The organism is Nocardia cyriacigeorgica, from assembly GCF_029868385.1.
Lineage (GTDB): Bacteria > Actinomycetota > Actinomycetes > Mycobacteriales > Mycobacteriaceae > Nocardia > Nocardia cyriacigeorgica_F.
This window is the reverse complement of the sequence record NZ_JARWNX010000048.1, coordinates 39,544-52,865: the sequence shown is the minus strand read 5'-3', so window position 1 is coordinate 52,865 and position 13,322 is coordinate 39,544. Positions and strand designations below refer to the sequence as shown.

The 13,322-nt window shown below is 68.6% G+C and carries 9 protein-coding genes; 5 read left to right on the top strand and 4 right to left on the bottom strand.

The window, feature by feature from the left end:
* Window positions 1-206 precede the first annotated feature (206 nt).
* Window positions 207-1,184, top strand: a complete 978-nt coding sequence (locus QH168_RS14970; RefSeq protein ID WP_280235256.1) for a GlxA family transcriptional regulator — start codon at window positions 207-209, stop codon at window positions 1,182-1,184.
* A 26-nt stretch (window positions 1,185-1,210) separates the two neighbouring features.
* Here the strand turns inward: QH168_RS14970 and QH168_RS14965 are convergent, their stop codons facing one another.
* Window positions 1,211-4,327 (bottom strand): protein kinase domain-containing protein, encoded by a 3,117-nt coding sequence (locus tag QH168_RS14965; RefSeq protein ID WP_280235255.1) that lies wholly within the window; start codon window positions 4,325-4,327, stop codon window positions 1,211-1,213.
* Window positions 4,328-4,556: 229 nt separating this feature from the next.
* Between QH168_RS14965 and QH168_RS14960 the strand changes: the two genes are divergently transcribed.
* Both QH168_RS14960 and ppc read left to right on the top strand, forming a co-directional pair.
* On the top strand, window positions 4,557-5,114 hold the full coding sequence (locus tag QH168_RS14960) for a sugar O-acetyltransferase (protein WP_280235254.1): 558 nt from the start codon (window positions 4,557-4,559) through the stop codon (window positions 5,112-5,114).
* Between the two features lie 41 nt (window positions 5,115-5,155).
* Window positions 5,156-7,996, top strand: a complete 2,841-nt coding sequence (gene ppc / locus QH168_RS14955) for a phosphoenolpyruvate carboxylase (protein ID WP_280235253.1) — start codon at window positions 5,156-5,158, stop codon at window positions 7,994-7,996.
* 24 nt (window positions 7,997-8,020) lie between these two features.
* On the opposite strand, the gene QH168_RS14950 is transcribed toward ppc, so the two are convergent.
* From QH168_RS14950 to QH168_RS14940, 3 genes are read right to left on the bottom strand one after another with little or no spacing between them, the layout of a single operon-like run.
* Window positions 8,021-8,425 carry a RidA family protein gene (locus QH168_RS14950; protein ID WP_280235252.1) on the bottom strand — a complete coding sequence of 135 codons (405 nt, stop codon included), beginning with the start codon at window positions 8,423-8,425 and terminating at the stop codon, window positions 8,021-8,023.
* On the bottom strand, window positions 8,422-9,198 hold the full coding sequence (locus tag QH168_RS14945; protein ID WP_280235251.1) for an IclR family transcriptional regulator: 777 nt from the start codon (window positions 9,196-9,198) through the stop codon (window positions 8,422-8,424). The genes QH168_RS14950 and QH168_RS14945 overlap by 4 nt, the downstream gene beginning before the upstream one ends.
* Complete coding sequence (locus QH168_RS14940; protein ID WP_280235250.1) at window positions 9,195-10,235, bottom strand: sugar kinase; 1,041 nt, start codon at window positions 10,233-10,235, stop codon at window positions 9,195-9,197. The genes QH168_RS14945 and QH168_RS14940 overlap by 4 nt, the downstream gene beginning before the upstream one ends.
* Window positions 10,236-10,327: 92 nt before the next feature.
* Between QH168_RS14940 and QH168_RS14935 the strand changes: the two genes are divergently transcribed.
* Together QH168_RS14935 and QH168_RS14930 are read left to right on the top strand one after the other, a co-directional pair.
* Window positions 10,328-11,683 (top strand): amino acid deaminase, encoded by a 1,356-nt coding sequence (locus tag QH168_RS14935; protein WP_280235249.1) that lies wholly within the window; start codon window positions 10,328-10,330, stop codon window positions 11,681-11,683.
* A gap of 12 nt (window positions 11,684-11,695) precedes the next feature.
* Window positions 11,696-13,306, top strand: a complete 1,611-nt coding sequence (locus QH168_RS14930; RefSeq protein WP_280235248.1) for an N-acyl-D-amino-acid deacylase family protein — start codon at window positions 11,696-11,698, stop codon at window positions 13,304-13,306.
* Window positions 13,307-13,322: the final 16 nt, after the last annotated feature.

The window sequence follows — 13,322 nt, the reverse complement described above, 5'->3', positions numbered from 1 at the left end:
GTGGAACCGGCAGGCCGTGCCGGATACGCGAGGACGCGTCCACGCCCCCGGCGATCTGGCGGACCAAGGTCACGAGGCAGAGACCGACCCGGCGGATTCTGGTGGAGTTCGGCTGCGATGCGGTGGTGGACATGGCTCAACGATCGCAGTCGACGGCCACGCACGGGAGTGGCAGAATCGACATAAACCGATGGGATTTTGCCACCATGGACGACCACGCCGATTCGCTACAGCAGCGCACCATCGCGGTACCGCTGGTCGACGGAATGACCCTGTTCGAAATCGGTATGCCACTGGAAGCGCTCGGCTACGACTGGGATCCGGGCGCACCGCCGCTCTACGAGGTGACGCTGTGCGGAGATATGCGCGGCGTCCGCACCCACACCGGTGCCCGCCTGCATCCACAGCGGCCACTGCGCGCGCTGTCGACCGGCGACACCGTGCTGGTTCCGGCCGTGCCGCCGGGCCGTTCGGTCGGTGCGCCGCTGGTGCGGGAGCTGCGCCGGGCCGCTGCGCGCGGTGCCCGGATAGCAGCCCTGTGCACCGGCGCCTTCGCGCTCGCCGAAGCCGGATTGCTCGACGGCCGCCGCGCCACCACGCACTGGCGGCACGCGTCGGTGCTCCAACGGATGTACCCGGCCGTCGAGGTGGACGCGCGCGCCATCTACGTGGAGGACGACGGCATATTCACCAGCGCCGGTTCGGCGGCCGGACTCGACCTGTGCCTGCATCTGATCCGGCGCGATCACGGCGAGCGAGCGGCGAACACCATCGCCCGCAACCTCGTCGTCGCCGCGCACCGCGATGGTGACCAAGCGCAGTACGTGCACACCGAACCGCTCGACGAGGGCGCCACCTGGCTCGACGAACTCCGCTCCTGGCTGCGTGAACAGCTACGTCGACCGATCACCCTCGCCGAACTCGGCCGGGCGGCCAGAGTTTCGCCGCGCACGCTGGCCCGCCGGTTCGAACGCGATATCGGGACCACACCGATGCGGTGGGTGGCCAGCGAACGACTCGCGGCGGCGCGAGAGTTGCTCGAAACGACCGAACTTCCGGTGGAGCGGATCGCGTTCGAGGTCGGATTCGGCTCCCCGGTCACCTTCCGCGCCGCGTTCACCCAGGAGCTCGGGATCTCACCGCGCCGGTACCGCGGCAGATTCGCGGCCTCGACACGAGAGTGAGCACCCTCCGAACCGGGAGATCTGTCTCAGCGGCCGATCACCAGCACCGACTCACCATCGGCCACATAGACGGTGTGTGTGGTGGTGTCCACCGCGATGTCCTCCGCGCTGTGTCCGGCTACGAGGTCGATCGAGCCGAGGTGGGTTCGCTGCTGCGTATCGATCACCTGGACATCGGTGTAGTTGGCGACGTACACGGTGTGGTCGCTCGCATCGAGGGCGATATCGAGCGCGTTTCCGTCGGCGACGGGTGCGGCGAGCACCGCGCGAGTGTTCGGGTCGATGATCGACAGCGTCCGGGTATCGGAGTCCTCGCCGTCATAGGCCGTCACATAGACCGTGTGCGTGATCGGATCGACTGCCACATCGAGCGGATTCGGACTGTCGTAGGTGGGGATGGCAAGGCTGCCGGTGACAGTGTTGGTGCTGGTGTCGATCATCGCCAGGTCACGGTCCGCGGCGACATAGAGGGTGTCGGTGTCCGGATCGAGGGCTGCCTTGCGATTTGTGTATTCGACCGGAATCGTGGCGATCGCCGTGCGGGTGCCGGTATCGATGACCGTGACATCGCTCCCGCCGATGACATAGATCATGGGGGAGCCGGGATCGATGATCACCGACTGTGGGTCGTAACCGACCGGGATCGTGGCCACCTCCTTGCGGGTATCACTATCGATCAGCCGCACGGTGCGCTCTGTCCGATCGGTCACGTAGAGGGTGGCGCGGCCCGCGTCGATCGCCACACCGCTGGGTTCCGGACCAACGGGTATCGTCGCGACGACCGTGTTCGTGTCGATGTCGATCACCGATACCGGTTTGCCGACATAGCCGGTGACGTAGGCCGTGTGGCTGTTCGGATCGACCGCGATCTCTCGCGCCCCGGTGGGCACATCGATCGTGTCGATGATCGCGGGGACGCGAGCCTCGCCGGATCGCGACTCCGCCTGTGTGACGGCCACGGCCACACCCACGACCGCCACCACGGCCAGGACCGCCGCGCCCACCACCAGCTCGGTGCGGCTCTGGTTCACGGGGGAGTGTGCGGAACCTGGTGCCGACGAACGGTTCTCGGCCAGCTCGGTGACGGCCAGTCGTGGGTCGATACTGCTGTCGCCGATGTGTGCATCGACCTCGACAGCCGCACGCGGACCGTTGCCGACGGTGCTCATACCCTCGACGACAGGGGCGGCCGCCACCGGTGCGGCGATCTCGGTGGGAGCCAGGCGCGGGTCCGCGGCAGCCGCCTGTGGCGCCATGCCGGTAGCCGGCGAGTGTGGGCCGGGGACAGCGGGATGCGGCGAAGCGCTGACGGCGCCGCGGACCACGACCGAGCCGATCATTTTGTCCGCGAGGGTCTGCGCCTTCGGATCCCAGAGCGGGAACAGGAACCCGAGGTAGCACGGCAGGGCGTCGACGATATGCGCCAGCTGCCGCCCGATCGACGTCCCGACACCGAGCGGCACGCCGCTCTGCATCCCGATCACCGAGATGCCGACGATCTTCTTCCCCCACGTCTGGCCGGTAGTGCCTTGGCGGAAGCCGACATTCCAGACCAGATAGGCCAACGCCGCGGCGTAACACAGCGCCATGATCGCGCCACCGCCCCCGGAACTCCCGCCGGACGGATTGTCCGCCGAGGGCGCCGTGCTCGTTGCCCGCATGATGACCATGCCGAGACCCGCGAGCATTCCCGCGGGCACACCGTCCAACAGCGCCGCGCCGAAGCGCGCACCCCATGACGCGTACTGTGCCGCGCCGTCGGCGAAACCACCAGGTCCGGTCACCGCGCGCCGCCGAGGTCCGTGGGCGGCGGCGCCGACACCCATCAGCACCGCCAGGATCACGAAAACGATCATCAGACCCAGCGCGCGAGTGACGCCGAACGCTGTGGCGAGGACATCGGATTCCCAATCACCGAGCGACATGGGTAACCATGCCACCAACAGCAAGCACGCGTACGCGATCACCAGCGAACGTCGACGCAGAATCAGCACACCGATCGCCAGCGCGACAGCCGATACCAGCGACAGGACCGGCAACCAGTAGTCGGCAAAGGTGATCGCGTGCTGGTCGTCATAACTGGCGGCGGCCCCGATCAGCCGCAGCAGCGCCATGCCGCAGACCACCGCAAGGCAGGCGGTAGCGAGCCCGCCGATGCCCCGGCCCCGATCCGGCTCCGGTGCCGCCGGTCCGTGCGACGCCAGGACGGTAGGCGGCGCCGACGACCAGGTCGGTGCCGGTGACAGAACCGGTGCCGACACCGATGACGGGGCCGGTGCGGCCACCGTGGCGAAATTCGCGCTTGGCCGGTGCCCGCCGTCGGGGACGTGAGACGCGGCGCCGAGTGCCTGCCGGGCGGCGGCCGCGAATTCACCGGCGCGGGTGTATCGCTCGTCGGGCAGCTTGGCCATGCCGCGGGCGATCACGTCGTCGAATGCGCTGGCGGCCCCGTTCCCGCCGAGGCCGGGGCGCGGCGGTGCGGCGGTGAGGTGCGCGGCGATCTGCTCCGGTGCGCTGGTCCCGGGAAAGGGGCGGGTCCCGGTGAGGCATTCATAGAGCACACAAGCCAGCGAATAGACGTCGGCGCGGGCGTCGGACGGCTGTCCGGGTGTGAATCGTTCCGGCGCCATATAGGCGAAGGTGCCGAGGGTGGTGCCGATGCTCGTCATCGCGGTATCGGCGTCATTGCGGGCGATGCCGAAGTCGATCAGATAGGCGAAATCGCGGTCGCCGAGCAGGATGTTGGAGGGTTTGACGTCGCGGTGCACCAGCCCGGCGGCATGTGCGGCGTCGAGCGCGGCGGCGATCTGTTCGATGAGGTGCACAGCGCGCGCGGGCGGCATCGGGCCCTCGCGGGTGAGGACGGCGCTCAGATCGACGCCGTCGATCAGTCGCATATCGAGGAACAGGTGCCCGTCGATCTCGCCGTAGTCGTGGATCGGCACGATATGCGGCTCGCTCAGCCGCGCCGCGGCGTGCGCCTCGCGCCGGAACCGCTCACGGAACTCGTGGTTGGTCGCGGTGCCTTCGGGCAGGACCTTCACTGCGACCGTCCGGTCGGTCACCGTATCGAACGCCTCGTACACCCGCCCCATGCCGCCCTCGCCGATGATTCGGCCCAAGCGGTACCGACCGAACGGCACCCCGTCCACCATGTCGCCCTCCCGATGCGTGCCAGGCCACTGCGCCCGGCAACCGACGTGGCCGAGGATATCGAACGACGGCTCGGAGTTCAGCGGATGCGGTCGGTGGCATCCGCGGCCGACCGCCTCGAACCCGGTATCCACCCCGACGCGGTCGGCCCGAACCGCGCACCCCTTTCGTGCATTCGCCCCACGGTCGCTGCCTCGGCCGGCCGCTACCGTGGGGCGAATGGGTGAGCACAAGCAACGCATGCTGGCGGGACAGCTCTACCGGGACGACGATCCCGAACTCGTGGCCGAACGGCGGCGGGCACAGGCCCTCTGCGATGAGTTCAACCGCACCGGACCCGAGGACACCGATCGGCGCGATGCGGTGCTGCGGCAGCTACTCGGCAAGCTGGGGGACGGCTCCTGGATCATGCCCCGATTCCAATGCGACTACGGCTACCTCATCGAGATCGGCGCCAACAGCTTCCTCAACTACGACGCGATCCTGCTCGACTGCGCCCCCATCACCATCGGCGACGACGTTTCGATCGGCCCGCGCTGCCAGTTGCTGACGGCGCTGCATCCGATGGAGGACCACGAGATGCGCAGGCAGCGATGGGAATCGGCGGCGCCCATCGTCATCGGTGACAATGTGTGGTTCGGTGGCGGGGTGATCGTGTGCCCCGGCGTCACCGTCGGCAGGGATACGGTCGTCGGCGCGGGCAGCGTCGTCACCCGCGATCTACCGGACAAGGTGTTCGCGGCGGGCAACCCGGCACGCGTCCTCCGGCAGCTGTGACCGAGCAGATGTTCGGCACCCACCGGCAGTAATGTCGACACATGACCGAACCGCGGATCGAGACCGAGCAGGACGCGACCCGGCCGCTGCGCGAGGACATCCGTTTCCTCGGCGGCGTACTCGGCGACACCATCCGTGATCATGAGGGCCCGGAGGTGTTCGACCTCATCGAACGGGTCCGTATCGAAGCGTTCCGGGTGCGCCGGGAGGAGGTCGGGCGCAGCGCCGTCGCCGACATGCTCGATGAGGTGGACATCGATGTCGCGCTGCCGTTGATCCGGGCGTTCAGCTATTTCGTACTACTGGCCAATCTCGCCGAGGACATCCAGCGCGACCGGCGCCGTAGCGCGCACGAGGCGGCGGGGGAGCCGCCGCAGGATTCCTCGCTGGCCGCCACCTATCGCAAACTCGACGCGGCGGCCCTACCGGGCGCGCAGGTGGCCGATCTGCTCACCGATGCGCTGGTGTCGCCGGTCATCACCGCGCATCCGACCGAGACCAGACGCCGCACCGTCTTCGATGTGCAGACCCGCATCACCGAACTGATGCGCCGGCGCCAGCACTATCCGGAACGGGAACGCGCTGGCCTGGAGTCGGAGATCCGCCGCCAGGTGTTGACGCTGTGGCGCACCGCGCTGATCCGGTTGGCGCGGTTGCGGATCCAGGACGAGATCGCGGTGGGGCTGCGCTATTACGAACTCACCCTGTTCGATGTGATCCCGGCGATCAATGCCGAAGTCCGCGCGGCGCTGCGCTCACGCTGGCCGGACGCCGACCTGTTGTCGCGGCCGATATTGCGGCCGGGTTCGTGGATCGGCGGCGACCGGGACGGTAACCCGTACGTCACCGCCGAGGTGGTGCGCACCGCGGCCGGGCAGGCGGCCGGTGTGGCGTTCGGACGGTACCTGCGCGAGCTGGTGGAGCTGGAGAAGACGCTGTCGCAGTCGGGCCGACTGGTCCGGGTCAGCGATCAGGTGGCCGAACTGGCCGCGGCCGGATACCCCGATCCGGCCACCCACGCCGACGAGCCGTATCGCCGTGCGCTGCACCGTATCCGCGACCGGCTCACCGCCACAGCCGAACGCGCACTCGGTGTATCGCCCGATATCTCCACACCGGGAGCCGGACTACTGGCCACCTCGACCGGCGGCGCTCATGGCCTGATCGCGCCGGATTCGGCCGGACAAGGGCCCGGCGGTGCACCCGCCTACCCCGATCCGCAGGCACTCCTCGACGATCTCGACGCCATCGATGCCTCCCTCCGGGCCTCCGGCGACGGCCTGCTCGCCGACGACCGCCTGGCCGCGCTCCGACACGCCGTGGAAACCTTCGGTTTCCACCTCCAGGGCCTGGACATGCGCCAGAACTCCGAGGTGCACGAACAGGTCGTCGCGGAGCTGCTGGCGTGGGCGGGTGTGCACACCGACTATGCGAGCCTGCCCGAGTCGGAACGGGTGCGGATCCTGTCGGCGGAGTTGACTACCCGTCGCCCGCTGCTCGGCCCGCATGCGCGGCTCGGTGAACTCGCCACCAAGGAACTCGGCATCATCCGGGCCGCGGCGCAGGTGGTCGCCACCTTCGGTGAGTCGGCGATCCCGAACTACATCATCAGCATGTGTACCTCGGTCAGCGACATGCTGGAGGCGGCGCTGCTGTTGAAGGAGGGCGGCCTGCTGGATCCGGGTGCGCCCGACAGTCCGCCGCGGTGTGCGGCCGGGATCGTGCCGCTGTTCGAGACGATCGAGGATCTGGGCGCGGGCGCGGCGACCTTGTCGGCGGCGCTGGAGGTTGCGGTGTACCGGGAGTTGGTGGCGGCCAAGGGGATGCGCCAGGAAGTGATGCTCGGCTACTCCGATTCGAACAAGGACGGCGGCTATCTGGCCGCCAACTGGGCGTTGTATCGCGCGGAACTGGATCTGGTGGAGGTCGCGCGTAAGACCGGTATCCGGTTGCGGCTGTTCCACGGTCGCGGCGGCACTGTCGGCCGTGGGGGTGGCCGCAGCTACGACGCGATCCTCGCGCAGCCCGCCGGCGCGGTCCGCGGTTCATTGCGACTCACCGAACAGGGTGAGGTGATCGCCGCCAAATACGCCGAATCCGGTTCGGCACACCGGAATCTGGAGTCGCTGATCGCGGGAACGCTGGAATCGACGCTGCTGGACGTGGAGGGACTCGGTGACGATGCCGAACCCTCCTATCAGCTGATGGACGATCTGGCCGCCCGCGCTCGCGCCGCCTACTCCCGGCTGGTGCACGAGACCCCGGGTTTCGTCGAGTACTTCCGGGAATCCACGCCGGTCGCCGAGGTCGGTGACCTGAACATCGGCAGCAGACCGGCCTCGCGTAAACCCACGAATTCGGTCGCCGATCTGCGGGCCATCCCGTGGGTGATGGCGTGGAGCCAGGCGCGGGTGATGCTGCCCGGCTGGTACGGCACCGGCACCGCGCTCGAGGAATGGGTCGACGGCGACCCGCAACGGCTGGCGACGCTGTCGGAGCTGTACCGGCGTTGGCCGTTCTTCCGTACGGTGCTGTCGAATCTGGCGCAGGTGATGGCCAAGAGCGATCTCGAGATCGCCGCCCGCTACGCCGAACTGGTGCGGGATGAGGCGTTGCGGGACCAGATCTTCGGCATGATCGGTGACGAGCACGCCCGCACCATCGCCATGCACGCCGCCATCACCGGCAACGATCAGCTGCTTTCGGACAACCCGTCGCTGGCCGAATCCATCCACAACCGGTTCCCGTACCTGGAGCCGCTCAACCAGATGCAGGTGCGGCTGCTGCGCCGGTTGCGCGGCGGCGATGATTCCGAACTGGTCAAACGCGGCATCCTGCTCACCATGAACGGACTGGCGACCGCACTGCGCAACTCCGGCTGACCCTATGCGTTATGCGGCAACCACTTACCCGATGATGGCGACCGCGTCGATCTCCACCAGCATCTCCTCGCGTGGCAGCCCGGTGAACACGGTGGTCCGGCTCGGCAGCACCTCGCCGGTGGTGTTGGCGGTGACGAACTCGCCGTACGCCTCGTTCATGACCGCGAAATCCTCCCGTTTGGTGAGGTACACGCGCAGCATCACCACATCGTCGAAGGTGGCGCCGGATGCCTCGACGATCGCTTTCACATTGGCCAGCGTGCGGGTGGTCTGTGCGGCGACATCGCCCGGATACAGATATTCGTTGGTCACCGGGTCGACCGGGCCCTGACCGGAGACCTGCACGAACGGTCCCTTGCGCACTCCCTGCGAGAAGGTGTGCGCGGGCGCGGGCGCTGCGGTGGTGCGGACGGCGATCTTCTCACTCATGGACGGCCTTTCGTGGTGGTGGTGGCCCGGCCGGGTGTCCAGCCGAGATCGATGGAGATGGCTTCGGCAGCCGCACGCAACCGCGGCAGCTCGGCCAGGACCTGGTCGTGGTCGAGCAGGATGTCGGGCACCGACATCGACACCGCCGCGACCACGGCGCCGGTGCCGTTGCGCACCGGCATCCCGATGCAGTTGACGAAACTCTCGTGTTCCTCGTGGTCTTCGGCAAACCCTTGTGTGGCAACCACGTCCAGTTCGGCGAGATAGCCCTCGGGTGTGGTGATGGTGTTGTCGGTGAACCTGCGGTAGTCCAGCCGATGCGCGATGGTCTCCCGCTCCGCCGGTGGCAGCGCGCTGACGAGCACCTTCCCGACGGCGGTGCAGTGCAGCGGGGCGGGTCGGCCGATACGCGAATACATCCGCACACTCTGCGTCGCATCGAATTTATCGATGTAGATCGCCTCACCGGATTCGAAGGTGGCCAGGTGAATGGTCTGCTGGGTCTCGGTGTTGAGGGCGCTCAGGTGCGGCCGGGCGACGGTGCGGATATCGCGCTGCTCGAGCGCATGATTGGCCAGTTCGAACAGCCGCGAACCCAGTGCGTACCGGTGCTGTGCGTCGTGGGTGACGAAACGCTGCGATTCCATGGTCTGCAACAGCCGCAACACCGTTGATTTGTGCACGCCCAACGCACCGGCCAGCTCATCCAGTGATCGGGAATCCTCGCCGAGCGAGACGAGGATGGACAGCGCACGCGACACACTCTGGCTCATGCGAACCCATTCTCGGCCATGATCACGCCCGGATATTCGGCTCGGGCCCAAGCGGCCTCATCGAGGTTCGCGGCGGCCTCGAGGACCGGGAGGGGCGGCACCTCGGCGATATCGCCGGTGCCGGTGAGCGCCGCGGCCGCGCACAGATGCCCGAACCGCAACCGCAGGGCCAGTGGCGCACCGTGCAGCATTCCGGCCAGGTACCCGCCCGCGAAAGCATCGCCCGCACCGATGCGTTCGGTGACTCGCAGCCGCAAGGCGGGCACCTCCACCCGCTGCTCACCGTCGAAACCGGTGACCGAATGGGCGTCGTTCTTGACGATCAGCTGTCGCGGCTGCGGAAACAGTGCACGTAACCGATCGGCGTCACCGGTTCCGAAGACCTCGGCGGCCTCATCGGCGCCGAGGAACACCACATCGCTGCCGCGGACATGTCGACCGAGCACCTCGGCGGCATCGCGTCCGGCCCACAGCGCGGGCCGGTAGTTCAGATCGAAACTGATCAGCCGGTCGCGGCGCGGCATCGCCAACAAGGCCTCGGTGAGGCCGGTCGCCGATTCCGACAGAGCGGTGGTGATGCCGGAGACGTGCACCAGCCCGCACGCGTCGAGCAGGGCCGCGGCCGCCGGGCCGGCCAGATCCGCGGCCGAGAGCGCGCTGGCCGCGGAATCGGTGCGGTAGTAGAGCATCCGGCTGTCGTGTGCGGCCAGATCAGCGGCTCGACCGGAGCCGCTGCCGCGTTCCTTGACGTAGAGCCCGGTGGGCCGATCGGGATCGGTGACGACGGCCGAGACGTCGACACCGCGCGCCGCGAGATGACCGAGCAGATACCGCCCGAACCCGTCGGCCCCGACGCGCGACAGCCACGCCGCCTCGATACCGAGCTGGCCGAGCACCGTGGCGACATTGGCTTCGGCGCCACCGGCGGTCCGCTCGAAGGTCTCCGATTCCGCCAGCGGCCCGGGCCGTGCGACCAGCACGGCCAACCCCTCGCCGATGGTGACGACCCGCGGACGTTCGGATGTAGGCCAGATCACACCAATCTCCCTTCGGGTCTTGCGGCAACCGCCTGCTCTGTGCAGAATAACCAGCAGAAACACAATACGCAACAGCCGTTGCAAATTATGCAATGCATAGCCGATATCGGTCCGCGAGGGTGCGGGTCCGGGAAGGGAACGCCGTGGCGATCGACGAGCAAGCCGTGGCAGCGCTGGCCGACCGAGTGCTCGGACCGGAGCACAAAGGGCTGCCACCCGCCGCATGGGGTCGCACCGCCGCCGAGTACCTGGCCACCGAACCCCACCTCGACGGTTTCCAGACACCGCTGCTGACCATCGACCGCGCCGCCGTGGCCGGCAATATCGCGGTGATGGCCGACTGGGCCGCCGCGGCCGGTGTGCGGCTGGCCCCACACGGCAAGACCACCATGGCGCCGCAGCTGTGGGCGGCGCAGCTACGGGCCGGATGCTGGGGCATCACCCTCGCCACCGGCTGGCAGGTCCAGCTCGCCCGCGCGTTCGGCGTCGACCGGATTCTGCTCGCGAACGCGCTGGTCGATCCGGTCGGCATGCGCTGGGTGGCCGCCGAACTCGACCGCGATCCGAACTTCGCGTTCACCTGCTGGGTGGACAGCGTGGAGACGGTCGCGCTCATGGACGAACATCTGCGTGCGGCTGCGGGCGCGGCTCGACTGCGCGTGATCGTGGAACTGGGTGGACCGCACGGCCGCACCGGCGCCCGCCGAATCGAGGATGCCCACGCGATCGCCGACGCCGTGGGTCGCTCGGAGCGTCTGACGCTGGCCGGAGTCGGCGGCTACGAAGGCGCACTCGCCCACGATCGCGGCTCCGAAGGTGTCGCGGCGGTCCGGCACTATCTGGACGAACTGGCCCGGCTGCATCGCGAACTCGCCGCCGCCGGGCGCTATCGCGGTCCGGCCATCGTCACGGCGGGCGGCAGCGCCTACCAGGATCTGGTCGTGGAGCGACTGGCCGCCCTGACCGACGAGGCGGGCGCGGCCGGTGTCGCGACCACCGTCGTGCTGCGGTCGGGCGCCTACGTCATCCACGACGACGGCTTCTACGCCGGCATCTCCCCACTGGCCACATTCCGCACCGACCGGCCGCTGCGGTCGGCGATGCACGGGTGGGCGCGCACGGTGTCCCGTCCGGAACCCGAGCTCGCGTTGCTGGACGCGGGCAAGCGCGACCTGCCCTTCGATGAGGGGCTGCCGGTCCCGCAACACACCGCGGGACCGGCAGCATCGGCCCTGCCACCGCAGGCGCGGATCACCGCCCTCAACGATCAGCACGCCTTCCTGCGCCTACCGGGAGCGCGGCCGGACGATCTCGCGGTGGGCAGCGTGGTGCGGCTGGGTCTGTCCCATCCGTGCACGGCGTTCGACAAATGGCGACTCATCCCGGTCATCGATGACGCCCGCGCCGAGCGGCCACGCGTGGTCGACCTGATCCACACCTTCTTCTGAGCGGCTGAATCCATGACCGACTTGCTGATTCGCGATATCGACATCGTCGACGGCACCGGCGCACCGCGCTACCGCGGCGACGTCGTCGTCGAGCACGGCCGCATCACCCGCATCGCCGATCCAGGCACGGTCGCGGGCGCCCAGCGCGTCGTGGACGCGCCCGGCTCCGCCCTCGCGCCAGGATTCATCGATATGCACGCCCATTCGGATCTGCATCTGCTCACCGAGCCGGGGCATTTCCCGAAGATCAGCCAGGGCGTCACCACCGAGGTCATCGGGCAGGACGGTCTGTCCTACGCCCCGATCGACGATCCGACGCTCGCGGTGCTACGTCGCCAGATCGCGGGCTGGAACGGCAATCCCACGGATCTGGACTTCTCCTGGCGCAGTGTCGGCGAATACCTGGACCGGTTGGACCGGGGGATCACACCCAACGCCGCCTATCTGGTTCCGCAGGGCACACTGCGGCTGCTGGTGGTCGGCTCCGATCAGCGCCCGGCCACCGTCGAGGAGATCCGGCGGATGCGAGACCTCCTGGCGCAGGGTCTGAGTGAAGGCGCGGTCGGCATGTCGAGCGGTTTGACCTACACGCCCGGAATGTATGCCGATACAGCGGAATTGGCGGCCCTGTGCGAGGTGGTGGCCGAATCCGGCGGCTTCTACGCACCACACACCCGTTCCTACGGCGCCGGTGCATTGTCGGCGTACGCGGAGATGATTGAGCTGGCCCGGCGCACCGGCTGCGCACTGCATCTGACGCACGCCACCATGAACTTCGGTGTGAACCGCGGCCGGGCGCCGGAGCTGCTGGCCATGATCGAGGCCGCCCGCGGCGAGGGATGCGATATCACCCTCGACACTTATCCGTATCTGCCCGGCGCCACCACCTTGTCGGCGCTGCTGCCCAGCTGGGCGATGTCGGGCGGCCCGGACGCGGCGCTGGCCCGGCTCGACGACCCCGCAGTCCGCGCCCGGATCGCGCTCGATGTCGATGTCCACGGCTCCGACGGCTGCCACGGCGTCACCGTCGAATGGGAGACCATCCAGATCAGCGGGGTCGCCCACAGCGCGCTGGACCGATACGTCGGACAGACCGTCGCGCGGATCGCGACCGAGGCCGGTACCGCGCCCGTGGAAGTGTTCTTCGATCTGCTGCGCCGCGACCAGCTCGCCACCACGATCCTCCAGCACGTCGGACACGAGGAGAACGTCCGCGCGATCATGGCCGATCGCGGCCATATGGGCGGTAGCGACGCCCTGCTGGTCGGCGACCGACCGCATCCGCGCGCCTGGGGCACCTTCCCGCGCTACCTCGGACACTATGTGCGCGATCTCGGGGTGCTCGGGCTCGAGGAATGCGTCAACCACCTCACCGGGCGCCCCGCCGACCGGCTGCGTCTGCGCGACCGCGGCCGGATCGCGCCCGGCTATCGCGCTGATCTGGTGCTGTTCGACCCGGCCACCGTTACCGACACCGCCACCTTCGACCGTCCCAAACAGCAGGCGCGCGGTATCCGCCACGTTCTGGTCGACGGCCGCTTCGCCATCGAGGACGGTGCGCCGACCGGCGTGCTGGCCGGACGCGCCCTGCGCATGGACGCCGATCGAAAGGAAACACGGTGAGCCCCACCGGCAATGC